Below are 24,073 nucleotides of genomic sequence, written 5' to 3'. Positions count from 1 at the left end.
TACATCGGGTCGTACTACACGGGGTCTTGCTGGATCTTCTTCTCCTTCCGGGGGACCTTCGCCGGTTCCCGCGGTGGGCGGAGTCCGTCGGCGGCCGGGTCCGGGTCACGCGCATCCGCCGGCGGGCGGGATGCGGCGACACCGTGAAGCCCCTGTGCAGAGCCGCTTTCCCGAGGGGCGGGCGAGTCGTCGTGACCTTCGCGTGACAGGCGCGTAACATTCGGGCGTCGCCCATTCGGCGCACAGAAGACGTTATGTCGCGAGGTTTCCACCGAATTGATGTGACTTAACGCACGCTTAATATTGCTCGTTCAGGCTCTATGTTTGACCCTGACGCCCATCAGGCGCATTCTTCCGGCCCCGGCGCCCCGCCGCCGCCGCGACACGCGGCCCCACCGCGAAGGCGGTACCGAATCCCCTGATGGGCAGTGCATGCGCCGTCTTTGCGCGCTCCACCGGACGGGCCGTGAAAGCCCAGGTCACAGCCCCGAAATCGGGTCAAAGAAACAAGCCTTACCCGATCTTGTTCCGGCGAAACATTCGCGGCTGATCGCATCGTCGTCCCATTGACCTTCATTCGCTAGTTTCAATCGACGTGCCGCATCTACGAACGAATCTCCAAGCCCGCGACCGTACCGACGAAGGAGCAGCCGGCTCCGCGCAGTGCGCCGGTGCCGCGAGCCGGGGGGACGTGCGCCTGGCACATCCCGGAACCGAGGACGGCCCGCACCTGTGGGCCCTGGCGCGGAAGGCGGGGATGGATGTCAACTCTCCGTACGCCTACGCCCTCTGGTGCCGGGATTTCGCCGCCACCAGCGTCGTCGCCCGCGACGACGCCGACCGGCCCATCGCCTACGTCACCGGCTATGTGCGACCTGACAGCCCGGACACCTACTTCCTCTGGCAGGTCGCGGTGGATCCGGACCACCGGGGCCGCCGACTGGCCCGACGCATGCTCGATTTCATCGGTGACCGGCTCGTCGAACGGGGCATCGACCACCTGGAGGCGACCGTCACCCCGGACAACGCCGCGTCGAGGGCGCTCTTCGCGTCCTTCGCACGCGACCGCCGGGCACGGATCACATGGTCCGCACTCTTCTCCGAGGAGCACTTCCCGAAGGAGAATGGAGACTCTCACGAGCCCGAAGACCTCGTGCGCATCGGACCTCTGGGTCTCCCCGACGAAGCACACGTGTGACCGGCCATCCGCACCGCATCGACCACCCCGTCGAGCGGCCACGCCATGAGCCCATGAAGCTGGGGAAAGGAACCGAGGAACCCACGATGGAGACCTTCGAGCGCCTGGAATCCGAAGTCCGCGGATACTGCCGGAACTGGCCGGCGGTCTTCGACCGGGCCGTCGGCGGCCATGTCTACGACGAGTCGGGACGTCCCTACCTGGACTTCTTCGCGGGAGCCGGGTCCCTCAACTACGGGCACAACAACCCGGAGCTGAAGACCGCGCTCATCCGCTACCTCACCGAGGACCGCATCGTCCACAGCCTCGACGCGTACAGCGTCGCCAAACGCGACTTCCTCGAGACCTTCGAGAACGTCGTCCTCGAACCGCGCGGCCTGGACTACAAGGTCCAGTTCCCCGGCCCGGCGGGCAACAACGCCGTCGAGGCCGCGCTCAAACTGGCCCGCAAGTACACCGGCCGCGAGACGATCGTCAACTTCACCAACGGCTTCCACGGCATGACCCTGGGGGCGCTGGCCGTCACCGGCAACTCGATGAAGCGCGGCGGCGCGGGCGTGCCCCTGGGCCACGTGGCCACCATGCCGTTCGACAACTACATGGACGGCCGCACCCCGGACTTCCTGTGGCTGCGCAGCCTGCTGGAGGACAGCGGCAGCGGGCTGGACAAGCCCGCCGCGGTGATCGTCGAGACCGTCCAGGGCGAGGGCGGGATCAACGTCGCCAGCGCCCAGTGGCTGCGCGAGCTCTCCGAGCTGTGCCGCGAGTACGGCATCCTCATGATCGTCGACGACATCCAGATGGGCTGCGGGCGCACCGGCGACTTCTTCAGCTTCGAAGAGGCCGGCATCGTTCCGGACATCGTCACCCTGTCGAAGTCCATCAGCGGCTACGGTCTTCCCATGGCCCTGACCCTGTTCAAGCGAGAGCTCGACGTGTGGGAGCCCGGGGAGCACAACGGGACCTTCCGCGGCTTCAACCCGGCCATGGTCACCGGTACCGAGGCGCTGCGCCGGTTCTGGACGGACGACGCCTTCGCGACCGCGACCAAGGCCAAGGGCGACCTGGTGGCCGCCCGCCTGGGCGAGATGGCCGCCGAGCACGCCGACCTGGGCGCGCACGTGCGCGGCCGGGGCCTGGCCCGGGGGCTGGCCTTCACCGACGCCTCCGTGGCCAAGCGGGTCGCCGCCGAGTCCTTCGACCGCGGCCTGCTGCTGGAGACCTCCGGTCCCGAGGACGAGGTCGCCAAACTCCTGCCCCCGCTCACCATGACGGAGGAGGAGCTGACGGCGGGCCTGGACATCATGGCCGACGCGGCGCGCGCCGCCGTCAAGGTGGCCCAGCCCGCCTGACCCCGCACCACCGCGGGGCCGGCCGGCCGTCCCTCGGGGCGGCGGCCGGCCCCGCGCCGTACGACGACAGCCCCGTGCGCACGGGCGCACGGGGGCAGCGATGAGGAGGAACCCCGTGATCGTTCGCAGTCTGGACGAGATCACCGACACCGAGGCCGACATCAAGACGGAGAACTGGCGCAGCCGCCGCATCGTCCTCGCGAAGGAAAAGGTGGGCTTCTCCTTCCACGAGACCGTGCTGTACGCGGGCACCGAGTCGACGTTCTGGTACGCCAACCACGTCGAGCTGGTGCACTGCATCGAGGGCGAGGCGGAGCTGACCAACGAGGAGACGGGGGAGAAGCACATCATCACCCCGGGCACCCTCTACCTCCTCAACGGCCACGAGCGGCACACCGTCCGCCCCAAGACCGACTTCCGGGTGCTGTGCGTGTTCAACCCGCCGGTGACCGGCCGCGAGGTCCACGACGAGAACGGCGTCTACCCGCTGGTCGTCGAGGCGGACTGACCTCCGCCTTCCGAACGGGACCCCGAGGGGGCGGATCCGGGCGCGGCCCGGGTCCGCCCCCGAGTCGTCACCGAGGGTGACACGGGTGATGCGGCGGGGTACGGACCGGTGTGCGGGCCGTCGTTGTACCGCCCTTTGAATAACCAGTACATAACGGACCACCGGGGACCAGTTACCTCCGGAGGCCCCCGGGGAGGGAGACCCCCGTACCGGAGCCGGGTACGCCGCCGATCAGCGGTGGTGCGGCCGGGAGCCCTCCCGACCCCGGATCTCCCATGGCGCGGCGCCGAGCGGGACGACCCGCGGAGCGCGACGGACCGCGCGAGTGACGCGAGGAGTGAGTGTAGAGATGCAGGTATCAGCGAACAGCCGACGGGCCCCCGGGCGCCGTGACGCGTTCCGCCTGGCCGGCGTGGGGGCGATCACCCTCGGGCTCGCCGCGTGCTCACGCGTCGACAACGGCGGCGGCGGTGGCGGTGGCGGCGGCACCGAGGGCGGCGCGGCCACCCTGGAACGGTTGCGCGAGCAGGGCTTCGTGAACGTCGGCCTGGCCAACGAGATCCCGTTCGGCTTCGTCGACGGCGACAACAACCCGGCGGGCCAGTCCCCGGCCGTCGCCCAGGCGGTCTTCGAGGAACTCGGGGTCCCCGAGATCCGGGCCAACCCGGTCGCCTGGGACGGGCTCATCCCCGGCCTCCAGGCCAGCCAGTTCGACGTCATCGCGGCGGGCATGTTCATCACCCCCGAGCGCTGCGAGCAGGTCGCCTTCACCGAGCCGACCGCCACCTCGCCCGAGGCGTTCATGGTGGCCGCCGGCAACCCGCACGGCATCCGGCACTTCACGGACTTCGTCGACAACTCCGACCTGCGGCTCGCGGTGCTCAACGCCTCCGTGGAGCAGGGGTACGCCGAGTACTTCGAGGTCCCGGGCGGACAGCTGGAGCTGATCCCCGACCAGACCACCGGCTACGAACTGCTGGAGTCGGGCCGGGTCGACGCCGTCTCCATGCTCAAGGTCTCCCACGAGTACCTGCTCCTGGACCGCGGCGGAGACTTCGACGTCACCGAGCCGTTCTTCCCGGAGATCGACGGCCGGGAGGAGAAGGGCTGGGGCGGCCTGTGCGTGCGGCCCGCCGACACCTCTCTGCTGGAGGAGATGAACCGGGTCATCGCCGAGTTCACCGAGAGCGGCCGCCTGCTGGAGCTGGGCGAGGAGTGGGGCTTCACCGAGGCCGACCTGCCCGACGGCACCACGACCGCCGAGCTCTGCGAGGGCTGACCACGCCGTGGACTTCCTCATCGAACGGTTGCCGATCTACCTGGACGGCGCGTGGGTCACCGTCCAGCTGACCGCCGGCGGTATCGCGCTGGCGTTCGTCCTGGCCATGTTCTTCGGCGTCCTGGGCACCCGCCCCGAACGGCTGCCGCGGGCCGTGGCCACGACCTACGTGGAGGTCTTCCGCGGGATCGCCGCGCTGGTGCTGATGTTCTGGATGGCGTACGCGCTGCCCCTCCTCACCGGATACCAGCTCGACGGCAGGTTCGCGGCCATCCTCGCGGTGGGCCTCAACGTGGGCGCCTACGGCGCCGAGGTGGTGCGCGGCGCGATCAACGCCGTGCCCAGGGCCCAGATCGAGGCGACCGTGGCCCTCGACATGACGTGGTTCCAGCGGATGCGCCTGGTGGTCCTGCCGCAGGCCTGGGCGCAGATGCTGCCGACCTTCGGCAACCTGTCCATCGAACTGATGAAGGCCACCGCCGTGTCCTACCTGATCGGCGTCGCCGACATCAGCGCCGTCGCCGACCGGATGCGCCAGGCGACGGGGGAGACGGTGCTCGCCTTCAGCGGTGCGCTGGTGCTCTACTTCCTCATCGCCCAGGTGCTCATCTTCGGTGTGCGCCTGCTGGAGCGCCGGGCCAACCACCGGCTCGGGCGGACCCCGCCCGGCGGCAGGGGGATCCTGGGACTGCTGCGGCCGCCCGCGGTCACCGCCTCCGGAGGTGCGAAGTAGATGTTCTGGGACTTCGAGTGGACCTTCCGGGTCCTGCCCGACCTCATGCGCGGCCTGGCGGTCACCGTCCAGGCGACCCTGCTCGGCTACCTCATCGCCCTGGTGCTGGGGCTGGCCATCGCCCTGGTCCGCCGGGTGCCGGTGGCCGGAACGCTCGTGCACGCGGTCATGGAGTTCGTGCGCACCACCCCGCTGCTGGTCCAGCTGGTGTTCGTGTTCGCGCTGGCACCCTCCACGGTGTCGGCGCTGACCGTGGGCATCGTGGTGCTGGGCGTGCACTACTCGGCCTACACCGCCGAGGTGTACCGCTCCGGCATCGAGGGGGTGCCCAAGGGCCAGTGGGAGGCGGCCCGGGCGCTGAGCCTGCCCGCCTCGCGCACCTGGGGCGCCGTGGTGCTGCCCCAGGCGATCCGCAAGGTCATCCCCGCGCTGGGCAACTACCTCATCGCCATGTTCAAGGACACCCCGCTGCTGCTGGCGATCACCGTGGTCGAGCTGCTCGCCACGGCCCGCCAGGTCGGCAGCGCGGGCTTCCGGATCGTGGAGGCCTACACCGTGGTCGGGTTCCTCTTCCTGCTGGTGAGCGTCCCCTCCGCGATCATCATCCGACGACTGGAGCGACGCTATGCCGCCGTCTGACGCTTCGGCGCTGATCAACTTCGACCAGGTGGTCAAGCGCTTCGGCGACCTCACCGTGCTGGACCACCTGGACTTCTCGGTCGCCCCCGGCGAGCGCGTCACCCTGATCGGGCCGAGCGGTTCGGGCAAGACGACCATCCTGCGCCTGCTCATGACCCTGGAGAAGGTGACCGAGGGCCTGATCGAGGTGGACGGCGAGCCGTTCAGCCACATGCCGCGCGGGGGCCGGATGGTCCCGGCCGGCGAGGCCTACCTGCGCCCGCGCCGCAGGCGGATCGGGATGGTGTTCCAGCAGTTCAACCTGTTCCCGAACATGACGGTCCGCAAGAACCTCACCGAGGCCCCGGTCCACGTGCTGGGCCTGCCCCGGGGGGAGGCGGACGCCCGGGCCGAGGAGCTGCTGGACCTGGTGGGGCTGTCGGACAAGATCGACGCCCATCCCACCCAGCTCTCCGGCGGGCAGCAGCAGCGGGTGGCGATCGCCCGCGCGCTGGCGATGCGCCCGGAGATCCTGCTGCTGGACGAGGTGACCTCGGCGCTGGACCCGGAACTGGTGGCCGGGGTGCTGGACGTGCTGCGAACGGTCGCCGAGACCACGGACATCACGATGCTGTGCGTGACCCACGAGATGGGGTTCGCGCGGGACGTGTCGCACCGGGTGCTCATGTTCGACAAGGGCCGGATCGCGGAGGAGGGGACGCCGGACGAGATCTTCGGCGACCCCCGGGAGGAGCGCACCAAGGAGTTCCTCCGGTCGGTGCTGGACAACGGCCACTGACCGGAGCGCCGCGCCACGGGGGCGGACGGGCCGCGGGCCCGTCCGCCCCCGCCCGATTCGGTGACGACATACCGTAGTCGTAAAGTAGCTTTTAGTTTCCCCTTGGGCAGAATGGGTGTTCTGAGGCAGGGGGGACTCTTGTGACCATGGTGCGAAGATGGGGGCTGCTCGGGTGGGTGGGGGCCGCACTCCTGACCCTCGCGGTGGCGCTGGTCGTCGACTCCGGGCTGCGCCACGACGTCATCATCGACCTCCCGGTCCTGTTCCTGATCTCCTGGGCGCCGATGCTCGCCGGCGGTGTGGTCGCCTGGGCCCTGGTCAGGGCGTTCGGGGCCCGGCCGGAGCTGGACCGGCGCATCGCCGCCGCCCTGCAGACACACCCCATCAACCGTGAGCTCGGCTGGCTGGCGCTGCTCCTGGTGGGGTTCGTGCTGTGCATGGTGGTGCTCGGCACCATCCTCCACCTCTTCGGGGAGGAGATCGGGGCCGACCTGGCCATGTCGGCGTCCCTGGTGTCCCGGCTGCTGTTCCTGTTCACCCTGCCGCTACTCGTCATGGACCGCTCCGGGGTGGTCCTGGACGGCCGGGGGACCGCCATGCCCTCGATCGCCCTCAAGGTCGAGCAGCCCTGGCGGTGGCTGGGCCTGATCCCGGTCGCCATCGTGCTGGCCCTGGTCGGCTACGTCTACCTCCAGGTGCCCGACCGGGGCCTGCTGCCGGAGCCCTCCTTCCCGCTCATCGGGTTCGTGCTGGCGTTCGCGCTGATCTCCGCGTGCGAGGAGGTCTTCTTCCGCGGCATGGTGCAGACGAGGCTGGAGGTCGTCCTGGGCCCGTGGGGCGGGATCGTGGCGACCTCGGTCCTCTTCGCCCTCATGTACGCGGTCGTGCGGCCCTACGACGCGGTGTCCCAGCTCCCCGGGAACGGAGTGGCCCACGACCTGGGCCTGGCCCTGGTCACCTACGGGGCGTCGAGCCTGCTCTACGGCTACCTGTGGCTGTGCTTCCGCAACACGTGGCTCAACGTGCTGCTGAGGATCGGCCTCTTCCTCATCCTCACGCCGCCCGCCCTGGAAGACGGGGTCTTCTAGCGCGAGCGGGTCGTCGGGAGCGGGAGAACCCGCAGGCCCGCCCGGAAGCCCGGCGGGTAGAGTCGCCTTTTCGTCCGTATTCCTTCCGTTGTCGCGGCCATCGGCCGAAACCTGTGCAAACTATGCTCGGTAAGCGCAGGTGTTCGTGCGCATCTGGGTACAGAAGGTCCATAGAGGTCGTGTTGCGGTCATTTTCCACTCACGGAGATGTCACCGGCCGGTCATGAAAAGGGGGGAGTCTGCCAGCTGTGAGCACGGAACCCGTATCGACGACAGCCGGTCCCAGCACCGCCGAACCCCGAGGCCTCCCCAGCGACCGGTTCATGGACCGGGAGGAGGGGTGGCTCCGCTTCAACCAGCGGGTCCTCGAACTGGCCGAGGACAAGGACATCCCCCTGCTGGAGCGGGCCCGCTTCCTGGCCATCTTCTCCAGCAACCTCGACGAGTTCTTCATGGTCCGCGTCGCCGGCCTCAAGCGGCGGCTCGCCACCGGCCTGCTGGTCGCCTCCTCCAGCGGACACCAGCCCCGCGACCTGCTCGAGCGCATCTCCGAGTTCACCCACGACCTCATGCTGCGGCAGGCCGCCTGCTTCCAACACAGCGTCGCCCCCGCCCTGCGCGAGGTCGGTATCCGCATCGTGCGCTGGAACGACCTCGACGCCGCCGAACGCGAATACCTCCACGGCTACTTCCGTCGCTCCATCTACCCCCTGGTCACGCCCTTCGCGGTGGACTCGGCCCACCCCTTCCCCTACATCTCCGGCCGCTCGCTCAACCTGGCCGTCACCGTCCGCGACCCGCGCGACGAGCGCCGCATGTTCGCCCGGGTCAAGGTGCCGGGCGCACTGCCCCGGTTCATCGAGCTGAGCGCCAAGGGCGGCGGCCGCTTCGTGCCGGTGGAGGACATCATCGCCGCCCACCTGCCCCAGCTCTTCGAGGGCATGGAGGTCGTGGAGCACCACGCGTTCCGCGTCACCCGCAACGCCGACCTGGAGGTCGACGAGGACGAGACCGACGACCTCGTCACCTCCCTGGAGAACGAGCTGCTGCGCCGCCGCTTCGGCCCCCTGGTGCGGCTGGAGGTCGAGGAGGACATCAGCGACGAGGTGCTGGCCATCCTCGCCGAGCAGCTGGGCGCCGAGGAGGAGGAGATCTACCGCGTCCCCGGGCCGCTCAACCTGGCGGGCCTGGCCCAGATCGCCGACCTGGACCGCCCCGAGCTGCACTACCCGCCGATGGTCCCGGTCGAGCCGCGCGCCCTCACCTCCGGGGACCTGTTCGCCACCATCCGCGAGCGCGAGGTGCTGGTCCACCACCCCTACGAGTCCTTCGCCACCACCACCGAGCGCTTCCTCGCCCTGGCCGCGGGCGACCCCAAGGTCGTCGCGATCAAGCAGACCCTCTACCGCACCAGCGGCGACTCGCCCATCGTGGAATCGCTCATCGAGGCGGCCCGCGAGGGCAAGGAGGTCGTCGTCCTCGTCGAGATCAAGGCCCGCTTCGACGAGCAGAACAACATCCAGTGGGCCCGCAAGCTCGAACACGCGGGCTGCCACGTCGTCTACGGCGTGGTCGGCCTCAAGACCCACTGCAAGCTGTCCATGGTCATCCGCCAGGACGACGACGGGCTGCTGCGCCGCTACTGCCACGTCGGCACCGGCAACTACAACCCCAGCACCGCCCGCATCTACGAGGACTTCGGCCTGTTCAGCGCCTCCTCGGAGGTCGGCGAGGACGTCAGCGACCTGTTCAACCGCCTCACCGGGTTCTCCCGCAAGAAGCACTACCGCAGGCTGCTGGTGGCGCCCGGCGCCCTGCGCGAGGGGCTGCTCCGGCAGATCGCGGTCGAGAGCGAGAACGCCCTCAAGGGGGAGCCCGCGCACATCCGCCTCAAGGTCAACTCGCTGGTCGACGAAGAGATCATCGACGCCCTCTACCGGGCCTCCCAGGCCGGGGTCAGCGTCGACCTGTGGGTGCGCGGCAGCTGCGTGCTGCGCGCCGGGGTGCCCGGACTGTCGGAGAACATCCGGGTCCGCAGCATCCTGGGCCGGTTCCTGGAGCACTCCCGGATCTTCGTGTTCGCCAACGGCTGGCGCCCGCAGGTGTGGATCGGCAGCGCCGACCTCATGCCCCGCAACCTCGACCGCCGCGTGGAGGCGCTGGTCCGCGTCTCCGACGGGGAGCAGTGCCGCAGACTCATCGGCCTCATGGACATGGCGATGTCCGACGACACGTCCTCCTGGCGCCTGCAACCCGACGGCACGTGGGACCGGGTCACGCACGGCTCCGACGGGCAGCCCCTGGTGGACCTCCAGGACAGCCTGCGCGGCGACCGCCACCTGCGGGTGGTGGAGGGCGGATGAGCGGCCGGGACGCCGTCCCCGGGCCGGGGACCGAGACGCCGGCCGGGCCGGCCGGCGCCTTCCCGCCCAGCACCACCGCCGTCGGCGGCTATCTGGAGCCCATCCGGGCGGGCGGCACCCTGCTGTGGCGCCGGGGCGGCTCCGGGATCGAGGTCGTCCTCATCCGGCGGCCCGTCCGCGACGACTGGACCCTGCCCAAGGGAAAGCTCAAGAACGGCGAGCACCCCATCATCGGGGCGGTCCGCGAGGTCCAGGAGGAGACCGGCCTGACCCCCGTGCTGGGCCGCCGCCTGCCGCCGCAGCACTACCTCAAGGACGGCTGGCCCAAACAGGTCGAATGGTGGGCGGCGACCCCCGCCGAATCCGCCGAGGCCGTCGAGTACCAGGCCAACGAGGAGGTCGACCGGGTCGAGTGGGTCCCGGTGGGGGAGGCGCGCGGGCGCCTCACCTACGGGCACGACGTGGAGGTCCTGGACAACTTCCTGGCCGGGCCCGCCGAGACCTCCCCCGTCATCCTGCTCCGGCACCTGTCGGCGGGGGAGAAGCGCACCTGGGACGACAGCGACCTGCTGCGCCCCCTGGACGCGTCCGGCCGGGCCGACGCCCTGGCCCTGCCCCGGGTGGTGGGAGCCTACGGGCGGCCGGAGGTGGTGTCGTCGGCGGCGGCGCGCTGCACCGAGTCGATGCTGCCCTACACCGTGGAGGCGGACGTGCAGATGCGCACCGAGCGGGCCTTCACGGTCCGGGAGGGCTCGCCGTCCTACGACGTCGAGGGCGCCCGGGAGGCGTTCGCCCGCATCCTCGACGCGGGGCGGCCCGCGGTGGTGTGCTCCCACGGGGAGCTGATCCCCGACCTGATGGAGGAGGCGCTGACCCGGCTGGGGGCGCCGCTCACCCAGCAGCTGGGGCTGCGCAAGGGATCGTTCTGGGTGCTCCACGTCGCCGGCGGGGAGCTGGCCGGGGTGGAGCGGCACGCGGTCCGGGGGTAGGGAGGGGCCCTCCGGGCCCTGCTGCCATGATGGCGGCATGGCTGAGTACAAGGTTTCGCGGAGCGTCGTGGTCGACGCCCCCGCCGCCCGGGTCTTCGAGATCCTCGCGTCCCCCGCCCGTCACCCGGAGATCGACGGGTCGGGCACCGTGCGCGGCGACCTCTTCGGTCCGGCGGAGCTGGTCGAGGACGCGCGCTTCGGCATGGACATGAAGATGTTCGGCCTGCCGTACCGGATGACCAACCGGGTGGTGGAGTACGAGAGGGACCGCCGCATCGCCTGGCGGCACTTCGGCCCGCACCGGTGGCGGTACGAGCTGGAGGAGCTGCCCGGGGGCGCCACGCGGGTGACCGAGACCTTCGACTACAGCCGGGGGTTCCGGCTGTTCTACGTTCTGGCGGGGATGCCAGCGCGCAACGCGCGGGGGATCGAGCGGACCCTGGTGCGCCTCAAGGAGCTGGCGGAGCGGAAGTAGCGGACGGCGCGGTCCCGGCCGGGGGCCGGGACCGCGCCGCCGGGCGCGGTCAGTAGTAGCCGTAGCCGCCGTGGCCGTTGCCCCAGCCGCCGTGGCCGCCCCAGCCGCCGTGGCCGCCGTGGCCACCGTGGCCGTGGCCCCCGTGACCGTAGCCGCCGTGGCCGTGGCCCCCGTGACCACCGTGGCCGTGGCCGCCGTGGCCGTAGCCCTGGAAGAGGGCCGAGTGCACGTGCTCGTACCCGTGGTACCCGTGCTCTTCGTCGGCCGAGGCGGGTGCCGCGGCGAGGCCGAGGGCCGCACCGGCGGCGATGGTCATCAGGGCGATTCCAGCGATGCGCTTCACGAAGAGTCCTCACTCTTAGTAGTTGGCTAGTGACCAACAGTTGTGACTGTAGGTCGCTCCGACCGTTCTGGCCAGCTCATCACCGCAGGTCGGCGCACATCACCGGCGCAACGCGTCCTATGCCCCCTTTGGCCCCCCGGTCCGCGGGCCGCCCCCCGGCCGGAACGAACCGCCGGCCCTCCGCGGTCGTCCCACCCTCCGTACCGTTCCGCGCCGTACGGACCCGTTCCGGCGGATCGCTAGAGTTCGGGCAGTGCCCCGCCCGTCCGGGCCGGGGGAGCCGTCGAGACGCAGTTGGGGGACCACTGGTGGAAACGACCTTCGGTGACGTCTGGCGGGAGGTGCTGACCACCCAGCCCGAACCGGAACAGTGGATCATCGTCGGTGCCGCGGTCCTGGCCCTGGCCGCCGTGCTGCTCAACCCCGTCTGGCGGGTGGCCCGCAACGTCGTCACCATCGCCCACGAGGGCGGCCACGCCCTGGTGGCGCTGCTCAGCGGACGCCAGCTCACCGCGATCCGCCTGCACTCCGACACCTCCGGCGTCACCGTCTCGCGCGGCAAGCCGACCGGTATCGGCATGATCTTCACGGTCTTCGCCGGATACGTCGCCCCGTCGGTCATCGGCCTCCTCGGCATCGTCGTGCTGATGTCCGACCACATCACCGCGCTGCTGTGGCTGAGCCTGGTCGTGCTGGCCGCGATGCTCCTGATGATCCGCAACCTCTACGGCGTGCTCTCGGTGGTGGGCACCGGCGCGGTCGTGTTCGGGATCAGCTGGTTCACTCCCAGCGAGGTCCAGGCGGCCTTCGCCTACCTGTTCATCTGGTTCCTGCTGTTCGCCGGCATCCGCCCGGTGTTCGAGCTCCAGCGCCAGCGCCTCCGCCAGCCCTCCCCGCACTCCGACGCCGACCAGCTGGCCCGGCTCACCGGCCTGCCCGGCACCCTGTGGGTGGGGGTGTTCGCCCTGGTGAACCTCGCCGTCACCGCCCTGGGCGTGTGGCTGCTCCTCTTCGACTGACGCCGGGGCGCCCGCTCCGGACCCCGGGCATGCGAAAAGGGGCGCGACCGTCGCGGTCGCGCCCCTTCGTCACGGCCGTCACCGGCCGCGCGGGTTCAGCCCCGGTCGGCCCGCGGCGCGGTCAGCGCCTCGGAGACGGTACCGAACACCGGGATGCGGGTGTCCAGGGCGGTGATCCGCAGGGTCTGCACCACCCGCGGTGCCGGCGCGGCGATCGCCAGCACGGCCTGCTGTTCCCGGGCGGTCTTGTGGGCGCGGATGAGCACCCGCAGCCCGCTGGAGTCGATGAAGCGCAGGTCGGTGCAGTCCAGGACGACACGCCCGCTCGGCTGGGTGGTGAGCGCCTCGGTGACCGCATCCTGGAACCGGGCCTCGGTGGCCAGGTCGATCTCCCCGTCCAGGGCCAGAACCCGGCCGCCGTCGTGCAGGGTGGACGAGATGGTCAGTGCGGGCATGGCGACTCCGGCGTAATCGGGACGTGCCCGCCGCGCCGGCGAGGCAGGCCGCATCCCGCGCCGGGCGCGGGCGTCGGCCGGTACGTTCAGTGCGTTACCGCGGTAGCCAAGCTGATGGTTCATCATGTCCTCGCGTGCCGCCCCGGTGATCCGGGGCCGGGGATGTGACGCCTTCTCCTCCGCCTCGGGGGCCTGCGCGAAGCGCGGCCACCCTGGGAACGTCCGAGTGCGGGTCGGAAGTTCCCCGTGCGGTCCGCGGGTCACCGGGGATCGGAGATCGGCGGCGTGCCGTGCCGGGCGACTCCCGCGCCCCTCACGACAACAAGAACCCGCCCCGTGGGGCGGTCATTCCCTCCCGCTGGGAGGTGCGGCGGCCGGATCGGTGGCCGGGATCTTCGGGAGACGGTGACCGCCCGGCGCCCCTTCGGGTACCGGCTGTCCCTTGCATCGGCCGCTCAGCCTCGGACTTTACCACAGCGCCGTGGCCGATTCGTGACGTGAGCGACGCAAGGTCGTTCTCGTTCCGGTTTGCACCGCGCGGCGCCGATGAGGTAAGCGTCACAGACAGTGGGCGTTCTCGGTGGGTTCGGAGTCCGGGGTCCGGTCCTCGTCCTCCTGCTGGAGCGCCCACACGCACGCCGACAGGGTCAGCGGCACCGCCACGGTCAGCGCGATCGCCGGGATCGCCACGCCCGAGTCGTTGGCGGCGAACCCCACCAGGGCGGTCACCAGCGATCCGGCCAGACCGGCCCGCAGCGTCGGCGCGTACTCGTAGGCGCGCTGCAGGGCGCCGATCCGCCAGTTCGTGGGCCGGTTGAGCACCGCGAACAGGAACAGCAGGGCGCAGGCCGCCAGCAGGGTCAGCTGCCAGTTGCCGAGCGTGCCCACCATCGCCCCCAGCTTGCGGGCCACGATCGTGCCCGCCTCCCCGTTCAGCACCTGCGCGGCGAACGCCCCGAAGTGGCTGCGCTCCTGCGGCGGGCGCAGGAGGTCCAGCCACGACAGCAGGGTGATCAGGGCCAGGGCCGCCGCACCCACCGCCGCCAGCCGCAGGAAGGTCACGCGCACCCCCGCGATCATCATCGCCGTCACCGCCAGGCCCGGGACCAGCGCGATCACTCCGCCGAAGTCCGTGCCCAGGCCGGGCCAGCCGACGATGGCCACCGACGCAGCCCCCACCGCCAGGGTCACCGCCACGGCGACGCGCCGGCGCCCCCGCCCGATGAGCCCGTGCGAGATCCCGGCCACCGTCATGAGCATGCCGGTGGCGAAGGTGGCGAACGCGATGTTGCCGATCCCGTAGAACCGGCCGCCGACGATCGGCGAGTACCCGGTGGGCGAGTTCATCTGCAGGTTCGCGCCGAAGCACAGGTCGACGAACAGCACCGCCGTGGTCGCCCCCGCCACCACCGTCATCGGCCCCAGGATCGTGCGCCGCCACGGCCCGGCCACCGCCAGCGCCACCACCAGTGCGTCGGCGGCCAGCACGCTCCCCAGCAGCGCCGTCGGCGGCGACTCGGCCGCCCACCACGGGATGAGGTTGGCCAGGTAGCTGGCGACCGGGAACGCCGCCCCGGCCAGGGCCACGATCCGCGTCACCGACAGCACCAGGGCGCGCTTGCCGCGCTGCCCGTCGGAGTAGCGGTGCAGCGCGTAGGCCGCCGCCGCGTAGATGAGCAGCTGCACCGCCACCAGCCCGCTGAAGAACCCGGGGATGGACGCGCCCACGACGACGGCGGCCGTGTTGAAGTCCACCAGCCGCTGCACCGCCTCCCCGGTGTCGGCGGGCCGCCCCGTCACGTGCCAGGCCCGCCCCGAGACCGGCGCCCGCGGTTCCATCCGCAGCTCGGCCAGGACGGTCGCGGTGACGTCGGTGAGCGCCACCAGCCCCCGCCGCCGGGTCGACTCCGAGGCGAGGAACCCGATGGGCCCGGCCGGCCCCTCCTCCGCCACCTGCGCGCTCAGCGCGGCGGTGAGCCGGGAGGGGCCGCTGTCCATGGACACGCCCGCCACCACGAGCGAGGACCCGGTGGGCAGCATCGCGATGAGGCTGCGCAGCCGACCGTCCAGGACGGTCAGCGCCTCCTCCCGGTCCACCTGCGGGACGTCCTCCGGGTCGGGGCCATCGGAGTCGGCGGAGAACGGGTCGTCCTCCGGGTACAGCCGGGTCAGCTCGGGCAGCTCCACCGCCGCCAGGGTCACTCCCCCCAGGCGCTCGGCGTCGAGGTCGCGCATGCTCGCCAGGTAGTGGTCGACCCGCCCGTCGCCGTCGGCGACGCCCAGCGCGGCCCCCGGACCGACGGCCAGGGTGGACCCGCCGTACCGGTGCACGGTGTCGCCGAGCAGACCGACCCGCGCCGCGAACTGCGAGGCGGCGTTCTGGCGCACGTAGGAGTCGAATCCGGGGACGACCGCACCGGACCCGGTGCGCTCGGGTTCGGGCGCGGGCTCGCAGACCCCGAAGTCCTCGCGCGCGGCCAGGGCGCGGTCGCCCGCCGACACCGACAGCCACCCGTCGGTCGGGCAGGTGCGGGAGGTCGCCGTGCGGATCGACACGTTGGCCGTGGCCGAGCGCTCCGCCATCTCCCACAGGGTGGGCGTGTGCTCGGGGGTGATGTCCTGCCACAGCAGGCCGGGCACCCCCACCAGGACCAGGGGTTCCCCGGCCGCTCCCGGCACGTCCGGATCCCGGGCGGGCGCTCCCGCGCCCCCCGACCCCGGCTCCGCCCCCGCCGCCGGAGCGGCGCACAGCAGAGCGGCGACCGCCACCGCCGAGGCGCACCAGCGCGCCAGCACCGCGCCGACCGCCCTCCGGCGCACCCCGTCCGCGGCGCCGGCCGCCCCCCGGCGTTCCGACACCGCCCCGGTGAACCCCCCTGGCATCGCAGACCCCCCGTCGCGCCCTCGGCCTGAGGTCGTCACCCTAGCGACCCCGGGCCGCTCAGCGGGGGATACTCGCCCGACCCGTCCGAATCCGTCCGGGGACTCCTCTTCCGGAGGGGGCCGCGGCCGGATACCGGGCGGACCGGTTCAGCCGCTCAGGCCCCACCCTTCGAGGACCTCGGCGGCGTCCGGCTGCGGCCGCCCCCGGGTCACCCCGCCCGGGGTGCGCGAGAAGCGCGGCGCCGGGCCCGGGACCACCCGGTCCCCCTCCCGGACCAGGGTGCCGCGCTCCCGCACGTGCGGGTGGTCGGGAGCCTCCTCCAGGGACAGCACCGGCATCACGCACGCGTCCACGCCCTCGAACACCGCCGCCCACTCGTCGCGGCCCCGGGTGCGCAGCACCTCGGCGAACCGCTCGCGCAGCCGGGGCCAGCCCGAGCGGTCCCACTGGTCGGGCAGGTCCTCCCCGTCGAGCCCGGTGCCCGCCAGGAAGGCGGCGTAGAACTGCGGCTCGATGCAGCCCACCGACACGTACCGGCCGTCGGCGCACTCGTAGACGTCGTACCAGGGGGCGCCGGTGTCCAGGTAGTTCGTGCCCCGCTCGTCGCTCCACGACCCGCGCGCCCGGTCCTCGTGGACCATCGACATCAGCAGCGCCGACCCGTCGACCATGGCGGCGTCCACGACCTGGCCCCGCCCGGAGTCCCCGCGCTCCACCAGGGCGGCGAGGACGCCGGTGACCGCGAACATCGTGCCGCCGGCGAAGTCCCCGAGGAGGTTGACCGGAGGGACCGGCGGGCCGTCCGCGCGCCCGATGGCGTGCAGGGCGCCGTTGACGGAGATGTAGTTCATGTCGTGCCCGGCGGCGTGTGCCAGCGGTCCGTCCTGGCCCCAGCCGGTGAGCCGGGCGTAGACCAGGCGGGGGTTGAGCTCCAGGCACTCCCGCGGCCCCAGGCCCAGCCGCTCCATCACACCGGGCCGGAAGCCCTCCAGCAGGACGTCGGCGCGCCCGACGAGGTCGCGGGCCAGGGCGAGGCCCTCCTCGGACTTCAGGTCGGCGCCCAGCACGGCGCGGCCCTCGCTCAGGTGGGGCCCTGGGAGGCCTGCGTTCATCGCCTCGGCGGCCCGCGGACGGTCGAGGCGGACGACGTCGGCGCCCAGGTCGGCCAGGAGCATGGCGGCCATCGGGGCCGGCCCGATACCGGTGAACTCGACGACGCGGATTCCGTTGAGGGGTCCCATGGGCGCGGCCTCCAGGAGGGGTGGATTAGAACGGCGTTCGGGTTCATTGTGCCGGGTCGACCGGTACGACACCAGGGCGGCACTCCGGTGGCGCCCGCAGGGCACGAAAAGAAGAAAACCGAAAAAAGCCCCATTGGCTTTCCGGTCGCCTTCTTTTTTCGGCGAGTCCAAAAATCAAACAAAGGTCTGCTGCTAATGTGATCGTCGCTCATCGGGCCGACCGCACTCCCGCGGACCTGCCACGACACGGGCACCCGAAGAACGGGGAATGCGCGACCGCGCCCCGGAAACCCCCTCTCCTCCTCGCGACCCCAGGAACAGCCATGCCCCGAAGGACGACCACCCCGCGCCGTTCCCGCGGACGCCGCCGCGCCCGCAGGCGGCCGTCCCCGCCCCTGCTCGCCGCGGTCGCCGCCGGACTCCTCGCCCTCACCGCGGGAGGCACCGCCCTCGCCGCCCACCGGGCCGTCGTCGTGGACGTCAACGGCACCGAGCACACCGTCCACACCTTCGGCGGCACCGTCGCCGACGCCCTCGACGCCGCCGGCGTCACCCTCGCCGACGGCGACCTCGTCGCGCCGGCACCCGAGGACCCCGTCGCCTCCGGCGAGCACGTCCTGGTCCGCTCCCCGCGCGACATCACCGTCGAACTCGACGGCCACCCCCTGGCCCGCAGCGTCAACGCCGCGACCCTCGGCGAAGCCCTGCACCAGCTCGGCCTGGACCCCGACGGGGTGGCCCTCTCCGCCGAGCACGACACCCCGATCCCCGCCGACGGGCTCACCGTCACCGCCGAGCGCGCTCCGCGCATGGTCGTCCTGCGCGACACCGTCCGCACCGAGACCCGCTCCACCGGGGACACCGTCGCCGACGTCCTGGCCGCCGCCGGGGTCGAACCCGGCGAGCACGACCTCGTCTCACCGGCCCCCGACGAGCCCGCCGCCCCCGACATGACCGTCCGCATCACCCCCGTCGTCGGCGGACCCGTCACCGAGGAGGTCCCCATCGAGGCCGGGACCACCGAACGCGAGAACCCCGACCTGCCCGAGGGCGAGCGCAACGTCCTCACCGAACCCGAGGACGGCGTCAGGAGGGTGACGACCGCCACCGTCCTGCGCAACGGGAAGGAGGTCGAGGAGGTCCTGGAGGAGGAGGTCGTCACCGAACCCGTCGAGGGGGTGGTGGAGGTCGGCACCAAGGCCCCGCAGGGCACGCCCCCGGCGGGCGGCGGAGCGGCCGCGGACCTCAACTGGTCCGCCCTCGCCCGGTGCGAGTCCGGCGGGAACCCGGCCGCCGTCAACTCCGCGGGCGGCTACTACGGCCTCTACCAGTTCAGCGTCCCCACGTGGAACTCGGTCGGCGGCTCCGGCCTGCCCTCCGAGGCGAGTGCCCAGGAGCAGACGCAGCGGGCCCAGCAGCTCTACGACTCGGTCGGGGGGAACTGGCAGAGCCAGTGGCCGCACTGCGGCGTCCACCTCTTCGAGTGACCGTCCCGCCCGCCGCCACCCTCGGCGGACGGGCTTCGGCCGCAGTTCCCATCCCCGCGGACTGGCAAGATGTGGGGGTGACACAGACACCCGCACCCGACGAACGATCCCGCCTGCTCACCCCCGCCGACGTGCGGGTACTGGCCGACCGCCTCGGAGTCCGCCCCACCAAGACCCTCGGGCAGAACTTCGTCATCGACCACGGCACCGTGCGCCGCATCGTCCGGGTCGCGGGGGTCGGCGAGGACGACGTCGTGGTCGAGGTCGGGCCGGGCCTGGGCTCCCTGACCCTGGCCCTGCTCCCGCACGTGCGCCGGGTCACCGCCATCGAGATCGACCCGGTGCTCGCCGGGGCCCTGCCCGACACCGTCGCCGAGCACGCGCCCGACCTCGCGGACCGGCTCACCGTCGTCCGCGACGACGCCATGCGCATCGCCGAGGTGCCCGGCCCCGCACCCACCGCGCTGGTCGCCAACCTGCCCTACAACGTTTCCGTTCCCGTCCTGCTCCACCTGCTCGAACTGCTGCCGAGCCTGGAACGGGTCCTGGTGATGGTCCAGTCGGAGGTCGCCGACCGCATCACCGCCACCCCGGGCGGCCGCATCTACGGGGTGCCCTCGGCCAAGGTCGCCTGGTACGCCGGGGCCCGCCGGGCCGGGGCGGTGGGCCGCAACGTGTTCTGGCCCGCCCCCAACGTCGACTCCGGGCTGGTCGAGCTCATCCGCCGCACCCCGCCCGAGACCGGGGCCACCCGCGAAGAGGTATTCCGGGTGATCGACGCGGCCTTCGCCCAGCGCCGCAAGACCCTGCGCGCCGCCCTGGCGGGCTGGGCCGGGTCGGCGCCGGCCGCCGAGCAGGCCCTGCGCGCCGCCGGGATCGACCCGGGCGCCCGCGGCGAATCCCTCCGGGTGGAGGACTTCGCCGCCATCGCCGAGCACCGCCCGGCCGCGGACGGCTGACCGGCGGACACGCGAGGCGGACACACGGGAGGGGCGCGGCATCCGCCGCGCCCCCCGGTGTTCCGACCTCAGCCCCGGGGCCGGCCGCCGTCGCCGTCGGAGACGGCGGCCCCGGCCGCCTCGGCCCGCTGCCGGGCGCGCGCCCGGGAGCGCTGCACCGCCCGCACCACCCCGGCCAGGGCCAGCCCGGCCAGCACCACCGGCACCGCCCACCAGGCGCCGAACTCCCAGTCCCCGGTGCCCTGCACGACGAACGCGACCGCCAGGCCCAGGAACAGCAGTCCCGCGACCAGCGACCCCCAGTCCGTTCTACGCTTCGCCATGCCGTACCTCCACAGTCCCGACGCGGACATCGGTGTGCACTCTGATCAGGGGGACCCCGTCGTCCCCGGCCCCGCCGACCGGCTCGAACACCTCGCTCAGCTCCCGGGCGACGCCGAACCGCTCGCTGGTCCGCCGCCCGTCACCACCCTCATCGGACGCCTCCGGCCCGGTCCCCTCCCCGTTCCCGGCAGCCGGGCCCGAGGACTCCAGCGAACCGGCCCCGATATCAGCGGTCACCTCCACCCGGGCGTCGTCGGGCAGCAGCAGGAGCACCCGGCCCGCCCCGATCCCCGCCCGCACGTCCACGGCCTCCCCGGGCTCCAGGTCCCCGATGGCGGTCAGGTCCACCGTGAGGTCGCCCACCGTGAACGCGGGCGCGCCCCCGGCCTGCGCCTGCGCCACCGTGGCCGGCCGCCACACGTCCTCGCCGATCCGGACCCGGGTCACATCCGTCGTGGACACCAGCACCAGCCCCAGGGTCAGCACCACCCCCAGGAGCCCCAACCCCCTCGGGTCCCCGGCCCAGGTGCCCACCACGCCCAGCAGGCCCACCAGACCCAGCGCCCCGGCCAGGAAGAACACCCCGGTCTCGGGCCCCAGCAGCAGCTCCAGCGTGTCGGCGCTCCACACCGACGCCTCCCCGCCGTACACCACGATCGGCGTCAGCACGGCCGCGGCCAGCACCGTCCACAGGGCCGTCACCGCCAGCTGGACCCCGCGGGGGCTCCGGCCCCTCTTCCCGGTGCACCGCTCGGGGCCGCCGTCCGGGGCGCCCCCGTCGCCGGGAGCCCCCTCACCGCCGCCGTCCGACCGGTCGCCGTGCAGCGTCCGCTCCGCCACCACCGCCAGGTCCACCGGCCCGGTGGGGGCCGACGCCCAGGGCTGCGCCGGGTTGTAGTAGCTCGGGCTCGGCCCGGCCACGGGCGTCTGCGGCGGCGGCGCCTTGGCCCGCAGCTCCTCGCCCAGGCCGGCGAACGCCGCCCGCAGGTCCGTCCCGCGACCGCGTGCCGTCAGCACCCCCAGCACCAGCGGTACCGCCAGCACCAGCGTCGACCAGCCGAAGCCGCCGACCAGGCTGAACGCCGTCGCCACCGCCAGACCCACCGCGAGCAGCTTCAGCACCGCCTGCGGCGGAATGCTCCGGTTCAGCATCTGCTCGATCGTCGCGGGCCCGCCCCCCGCGTCCCGCATCAGCATCCACGCGACGAGGTACAGCAGCACACCGGTGCCCCCGGCGAACGAGGTCAGCGCGAACGCCGCCCGCCACACCACCGGGTCGATCCCCGTGTAGTGCCCCAGGCCGGAGCACACACCTGCCAGGACCCGGTCCTCTTCCGCCTTGCGCAGTTCCCGCCCGGCGGCGGGAACCGCCTCCGCCGCCGGCGCGTCGGAACCCGCGGGGGCCGAATCCTCACTCATGGTCGCTCACCGCACTCTCCTCACACACCCATGGTCACCCGAAAGCGGTGAACAGCGGAATCCGGGACGACCCTGACCCCACCCTGACCGTGCGCCCCGGCACATCCGGGGGCTCCACCCCGATGCCCCGCCCCCCGGCCCGGGGCATGCTGGAGTCGACGGGGGGCATCCGTGCGCCCCGGAGCGGCCACGCGCACGGACGGAGAACATGGACAAAGCAAGCGCAGACCGGGTGGCCCCGGCCGCGAACGACACCCCGAGGCTCACCCGAGCGGTCGACGGCCGGCTCCTGGGCGGCGTCGCCGCGGGGCTCGCCCGGCACCTGGGAGTGGACCCGGTCGTCGTCCGGCTCGCCTTCATGGCCCTGTCCGTCGGCGGTATCGGCATCGCCGTGTACGTCGCCCTGTTCTTCTTCGTCCCGGCCGAGGAGACCGACCGCGGGGAGGATCCCGGGGCGCGCGCCTCCGAGGGCCGCCGCAAGGGCCGCGACATCTCCCAGCTCGTCGCCTACCTCGGCCTGGCCGCGGGGCTCGGTTTCCTGTTCCTGCTGTTCGGAGGAGTCTTCGACCCGCTGCTGTGGTTCGTGGTGTTCGGCACCCTGGGCGCCGTCATCCTCTGGCAGCAGGCCAACCCCGGCCAGCGCGACGCCTGGATGACCAGCACCGTCGGCCGCGGCAAGGGGCTCATGCGCGCCGGAGCGGGAGTCCTCCTGGTCGTCGTCGGCGTCATCGGCTTCCTCGTCTTCCAGGAACAGCTCCAGAACGCCCGCGCCGGCCTGACCTTCGCGTTCACCCTGCTCGCCGGTGTCGCCCTCATCGTCGCCCCCTGGATCGTCGGCCTCGTCCGAGAACGCGACGCCGAGCGCCGCGAGCGCATCCGCAACGCCGAGCGCGCCGAACTCGCCGCCCACATCCACGACTCCGTGCTGCACACGCTCACCCTCATCCAGCGCCGCGCCGACGACCCCCGCGAGGTGCAGCGCCTGGCCCGGGTACAGGAGCGCGCCCTGCGCAGCTGGCTCTACCAGCGCCCCGCCGACGCCGAGACCACCGTCTCCCCGGCGCTGGAGCGCGTCGCCGCCGAGGTCGAGGAGGAGCACGGCATCCCCATCGAGGTGGTCTGCGTCGGCGACTGCCCCGTCGACGACGGCCTGCACGCCATGCTGCGCTCCGCCCGCGAGGCAATGGTCAACGCCTCCAAGTACGCGGGCACCGAGACCATCTCCGTGTTCGGCGAGGTCGAACCCGAGGAGGTCCTGGTCTTCGTGCGCGACCGCGGCGCCGGGTTCGACCTCGACGCGATCCCCGAGGACCGCATGGGCGTGCGCGGCTCCATCCTGGGCCGCATGGACCGCCACGGCGGATCCGCGCGCATCCGCACCGCCCCCGGCGAGGGCACCGAGGTCCAGCTCCGCATGCCCCGCATCCCCGAGATGTAGGCGGGGACCCCCGAAAGCGGAGGGACACCGGGATGTGGACGGCACCGGGCCATGGGTAGAGTTCCCGTTGTGGGAGACGACAGCACGACCTTCAGTGAAAGCGGCGCGGTGCCCCGCGTCGTGATCGTGGACGACCACCGCCTGTTCCGCAGCGGCGTCCGGGGCGAACTCGGCGACGCCGTCGACGTGATCGGCGAGGCGGGCGACGTGGACTCCGCCGTGCAGGTCATCGAGCAGACGCAGCCCGACCTCGTCCTGCTCGACGTGCACCTGCCCGGCGGCGGCGGGGTGGAGGTGCTGCGCCGCGTCCTGGCCCGCCACCCGCAGATCCGCTTCCTGGCGCTGTCGGTGTCCGACGCCGCCGAGGACGTCATCGGCGTGGTCCGCGGCGGCGCCCGCGGCTACGTCACCAAGACCATCTCGGGCCGGGAGCTCGCCGACGCGATCGTGCGCGTCGCCGACGGCGACGCCGTGTTCTCCCCGCGCCTGGCCGGGTTCGTCCTGGACGCGTTCTCCGCGACCGACGCACCGCCGGTGGACCCCGAGCTGGACCGCCTCACCCAGCGCGAGCGCGAGGTGCTGCGGCACATCGCCCGGGGCTACGCCTACAAGGAGGTCGCCAAGGAGCTGTTCATCTCCGTCAAGACCGTGGAGACCCACGTCTCGTCGGTGCTGCGCAAGCTCCAGCTCTCCAACCGGCACGAGCTCAGCCGCTGGGCCACCGCCCGCCGCCTCGTCTGAGGCCCGCTGCCGCCGACGCGGCGGCAGCGGACGGCCCCGAGGCCGCGGGCGTCCTGCCGGGCCCGGGACGCCCGGTCGTGGCGGCCCTCTCCACCCGGCCGTCCACCCTGACCGCCGTGGAGTGCGACTCCGGCCCCGTCAGGGCCCTCCGGTCCGCCCACTCCGACGAAGAGGCCGGACGGCGGACCCTCCCCGCGGGCACGGCCGTCGCCCCTGTGCCTGCTCGGCGGACTGCACCTGCTGTTCTCCTCCGTCCGCGACCCCTTCTCCCGAGCACAGGAGCCTCCGCGCACGGGGTTCCCGGGTACGGGGGTTCCTGAGTACGGAGCCCGTCGGGCAGGCCGTCGGCCGGGGAGCCCCG

The 24,073-nt window shown here is 72.5% G+C and carries 22 protein-coding genes; 16 read left to right on the top strand and 6 right to left on the bottom strand.

Annotation, left to right across the window (positions count from 1 at the left end):
- Positions 1-730: 730 nt before the first annotated feature.
- The 11 genes from ectA to ACSUPR_RS12050 all read left to right on the top strand — a co-directional run bounded on the left by ectA (position 731) and on the right by ACSUPR_RS12050 (position 11,402).
- Entirely contained in the window at positions 731-1,198 is a 468-nt protein-coding gene (ectA, locus tag ACSUPR_RS12100) for a diaminobutyrate acetyltransferase (RefSeq protein ID WP_436891983.1), read from the top strand.
- Positions 1,199-1,284: 86 nt separating this feature from the next.
- Complete coding sequence (ectB, locus tag ACSUPR_RS12095; protein ID WP_436891334.1) at positions 1,285-2,550, top strand: diaminobutyrate--2-oxoglutarate transaminase; 1,266 nt, start codon at positions 1,285-1,287, stop codon at positions 2,548-2,550.
- A 115-nt stretch (positions 2,551-2,665) separates the two neighbouring features.
- The gene (locus tag ACSUPR_RS12090) at positions 2,666-3,058 is read left to right on the top strand and encodes an ectoine synthase (protein WP_306370635.1); all 393 of its coding nucleotides are present in this window, start codon (positions 2,666-2,668) and stop codon (positions 3,056-3,058) included.
- Between the two features lie 412 nt (positions 3,059-3,470).
- Entirely contained in the window at positions 3,471-4,337 is an 867-nt protein-coding gene (gene ehuB, locus ACSUPR_RS12085) for an ectoine/hydroxyectoine ABC transporter substrate-binding protein EhuB (protein WP_436891982.1), read from the top strand.
- Positions 4,338-4,344: 7 nt separating this feature from the next.
- Positions 4,345-5,070: an ectoine/hydroxyectoine ABC transporter permease subunit EhuC gene (gene ehuC / locus ACSUPR_RS12080; RefSeq protein ID WP_436891332.1), complete on the top strand. Its 726-nt coding sequence runs from the start codon at positions 4,345-4,347 to the stop codon at positions 5,068-5,070.
- A complete protein-coding gene (ehuD, locus tag ACSUPR_RS12075) occupies positions 5,071-5,709 on the top strand; it encodes an ectoine/hydroxyectoine ABC transporter permease subunit EhuD (protein ID WP_436891330.1) in 639 nt (212 codons plus the stop codon).
- Positions 5,696-6,487 (top strand): ectoine/hydroxyectoine ABC transporter ATP-binding protein EhuA, encoded by a 792-nt coding sequence (gene ehuA / locus ACSUPR_RS12070; RefSeq protein WP_436891328.1) that lies wholly within the window; start codon positions 5,696-5,698, stop codon positions 6,485-6,487. The genes ehuD and ehuA overlap by 14 nt, the downstream gene beginning before the upstream one ends.
- A gap of 146 nt (positions 6,488-6,633) precedes the next feature.
- Positions 6,634-7,575, top strand: coding sequence for a CPBP family intramembrane glutamic endopeptidase (locus tag ACSUPR_RS12065; RefSeq protein WP_436891327.1), 942 nt, complete (start codon positions 6,634-6,636; stop codon positions 7,573-7,575).
- 323 nt (positions 7,576-7,898) lie between these two features.
- Positions 7,899-9,938: an RNA degradosome polyphosphate kinase gene (locus tag ACSUPR_RS12060; RefSeq protein ID WP_436891981.1), complete on the top strand. Its 2,040-nt coding sequence runs from the start codon at positions 7,899-7,901 to the stop codon at positions 9,936-9,938.
- A complete protein-coding gene (locus ACSUPR_RS12055; RefSeq protein WP_436891325.1) occupies positions 9,935-10,927 on the top strand; it encodes an NUDIX domain-containing protein in 993 nt (330 codons plus the stop codon). Before ACSUPR_RS12060 ends, ACSUPR_RS12055 begins: the two co-directional genes overlap by 4 nt.
- A 37-nt stretch (positions 10,928-10,964) precedes the next feature.
- Positions 10,965-11,402: an SRPBCC family protein gene (locus ACSUPR_RS12050; protein ID WP_436891324.1), complete on the top strand. Its 438-nt coding sequence runs from the start codon at positions 10,965-10,967 to the stop codon at positions 11,400-11,402.
- A gap of 49 nt (positions 11,403-11,451) precedes the next feature.
- Here the strand turns inward: ACSUPR_RS12050 and ACSUPR_RS12045 are convergent, their stop codons facing one another.
- On the bottom strand, positions 11,452-11,745 hold the full coding sequence (locus ACSUPR_RS12045; RefSeq protein WP_436891322.1) for a hypothetical protein: 294 nt from the start codon (positions 11,743-11,745) through the stop codon (positions 11,452-11,454).
- A 308-nt stretch (positions 11,746-12,053) separates the two neighbouring features.
- On the opposite strand from ACSUPR_RS12045, the gene ACSUPR_RS12040 reads away from it, so the two are divergent.
- Complete coding sequence (locus ACSUPR_RS12040; protein WP_436891320.1) at positions 12,054-12,764, top strand: M50 family metallopeptidase; 711 nt, start codon at positions 12,054-12,056, stop codon at positions 12,762-12,764.
- 95 nt (positions 12,765-12,859) lie between these two features.
- Here ACSUPR_RS12040 and ACSUPR_RS12035 read toward each other — a convergent pair whose 3' ends face one another.
- The 3 genes from ACSUPR_RS12035 to ACSUPR_RS12025 all read right to left on the bottom strand — a co-directional run bounded on the left by ACSUPR_RS12035 (position 12,860) and on the right by ACSUPR_RS12025 (position 17,344).
- The gene (locus ACSUPR_RS12035; protein ID WP_436891318.1) at positions 12,860-13,219 is read right to left on the bottom strand and encodes an STAS domain-containing protein; all 360 of its coding nucleotides are present in this window, start codon (positions 13,217-13,219) and stop codon (positions 12,860-12,862) included.
- 558 nt (positions 13,220-13,777) lie between these two features.
- Complete coding sequence (locus ACSUPR_RS12030) at positions 13,778-16,102, bottom strand: hypothetical protein (protein WP_436891317.1); 2,325 nt, start codon at positions 16,100-16,102, stop codon at positions 13,778-13,780.
- Between the two features lie 147 nt (positions 16,103-16,249).
- Positions 16,250-17,344 carry a CaiB/BaiF CoA transferase family protein gene (locus tag ACSUPR_RS12025; RefSeq protein WP_436891315.1) on the bottom strand — a complete coding sequence of 365 codons (1,095 nt, stop codon included), beginning with the start codon at positions 17,342-17,344 and terminating at the stop codon, positions 16,250-16,252.
- A 323-nt stretch (positions 17,345-17,667) separates the two neighbouring features.
- Between ACSUPR_RS12025 and ACSUPR_RS12020 the strand changes: the two genes are divergently transcribed.
- Together ACSUPR_RS12020 and rsmA are read left to right on the top strand one after the other, a co-directional pair.
- Positions 17,668-18,831, top strand: coding sequence for a ubiquitin-like domain-containing protein (locus ACSUPR_RS12020; RefSeq protein ID WP_436891313.1), 1,164 nt, complete (start codon positions 17,668-17,670; stop codon positions 18,829-18,831).
- A gap of 71 nt (positions 18,832-18,902) precedes the next feature.
- Positions 18,903-19,790 carry a 16S rRNA (adenine(1518)-N(6)/adenine(1519)-N(6))-dimethyltransferase RsmA gene (rsmA, locus tag ACSUPR_RS12015; protein WP_436891311.1) on the top strand — a complete coding sequence of 296 codons (888 nt, stop codon included), beginning with the start codon at positions 18,903-18,905 and terminating at the stop codon, positions 19,788-19,790.
- 68 nt (positions 19,791-19,858) lie between these two features.
- Here rsmA and ACSUPR_RS12010 read toward each other — a convergent pair whose 3' ends face one another.
- Complete coding sequence (locus tag ACSUPR_RS12010; RefSeq protein WP_436891309.1) at positions 19,859-20,113, bottom strand: hypothetical protein; 255 nt, start codon at positions 20,111-20,113, stop codon at positions 19,859-19,861.
- Positions 20,100-21,533, bottom strand: coding sequence for a PspC domain-containing protein (locus ACSUPR_RS12005; protein ID WP_436891307.1), 1,434 nt, complete (start codon positions 21,531-21,533; stop codon positions 20,100-20,102). The genes ACSUPR_RS12010 and ACSUPR_RS12005 overlap by 14 nt, the downstream gene beginning before the upstream one ends.
- A gap of 208 nt (positions 21,534-21,741) precedes the next feature.
- Here ACSUPR_RS12005 and ACSUPR_RS12000 point away from each other — a divergent pair, with 208 nt between their 5' ends.
- Together ACSUPR_RS12000 and ACSUPR_RS11995 are read left to right on the top strand one after the other, a co-directional pair.
- Positions 21,742-22,971 (top strand): ATP-binding protein, encoded by a 1,230-nt coding sequence (locus tag ACSUPR_RS12000; RefSeq protein WP_436891305.1) that lies wholly within the window; start codon positions 21,742-21,744, stop codon positions 22,969-22,971.
- 69 nt (positions 22,972-23,040) lie between these two features.
- On the top strand, positions 23,041-23,712 hold the full coding sequence (locus ACSUPR_RS11995; protein ID WP_436891303.1) for a response regulator: 672 nt from the start codon (positions 23,041-23,043) through the stop codon (positions 23,710-23,712).
- The last annotated feature ends 361 nt before the right edge of the window (positions 23,713-24,073 follow it).

It is taken from the genome of Nocardiopsis dassonvillei (assembly GCF_964273065.1).
In the GTDB taxonomy this organism is placed as follows: Bacteria; Actinomycetota; Actinomycetes; order Streptosporangiales; family Streptosporangiaceae; genus Nocardiopsis; species Nocardiopsis dassonvillei_B.
The sequence above is the reverse complement of the archived record's forward strand: the minus strand, read 5'-3'. Positions and strand labels throughout refer to the sequence as shown.

Bases quoted from the DNA above. Each gene is read 5' to 3' on its own strand.
- ectB (WP_436891334.1), top strand. From the start codon at position 1,285: ATGGAGACCTTCGAGCGCCTGGAATCCGAAGTCCGCGGATACTGCCGG.
- ehuD (WP_436891330.1), top strand. From the start codon at position 5,071: ATGTTCTGGGACTTCGAGTGGACCTTCCGGGTCCTGCCCGACCTCATG.
- ehuA (WP_436891328.1), top strand. From the start codon at position 5,696: ATGCCGCCGTCTGACGCTTCGGCGCTGATCAACTTCGACCAGGTGGTC.
- ACSUPR_RS12065 (WP_436891327.1), top strand. From the start codon at position 6,634: ATGGTGCGAAGATGGGGGCTGCTCGGGTGGGTGGGGGCCGCACTCCTG.
- ACSUPR_RS12060 (WP_436891981.1), top strand. From the start codon at position 7,899: ATGGACCGGGAGGAGGGGTGGCTCCGCTTCAACCAGCGGGTCCTCGAA.
- ACSUPR_RS12055 (WP_436891325.1), top strand. From the start codon at position 9,935: ATGAGCGGCCGGGACGCCGTCCCCGGGCCGGGGACCGAGACGCCGGCC.
- ACSUPR_RS12050 (WP_436891324.1), top strand. From the start codon at position 10,965: ATGGCTGAGTACAAGGTTTCGCGGAGCGTCGTGGTCGACGCCCCCGCC.
- ACSUPR_RS12035 (WP_436891318.1), bottom strand. From the start codon at position 13,219: ATGCCCGCACTGACCATCTCGTCCACCCTGCACGACGGCGGCCGGGTT.
- ACSUPR_RS12030 (WP_436891317.1), bottom strand. From the start codon at position 16,102: ATGCCAGGGGGGTTCACCGGGGCGGTGTCGGAACGCCGGGGGGCGGCC.
- ACSUPR_RS12025 (WP_436891315.1), bottom strand. From the start codon at position 17,344: ATGGGACCCCTCAACGGAATCCGCGTCGTCGAGTTCACCGGTATCGGG.
- ACSUPR_RS12020 (WP_436891313.1), top strand. From the start codon at position 17,668: ATGCCCCGAAGGACGACCACCCCGCGCCGTTCCCGCGGACGCCGCCGC.
- ACSUPR_RS12010 (WP_436891309.1), bottom strand. From the start codon at position 20,113: ATGGCGAAGCGTAGAACGGACTGGGGGTCGCTGGTCGCGGGACTGCTG.
- ACSUPR_RS12005 (WP_436891307.1), bottom strand. From the start codon at position 21,533: ATGAGTGAGGATTCGGCCCCCGCGGGTTCCGACGCGCCGGCGGCGGAG.
- ACSUPR_RS12000 (WP_436891305.1), top strand. From the start codon at position 21,742: ATGGACAAAGCAAGCGCAGACCGGGTGGCCCCGGCCGCGAACGACACC.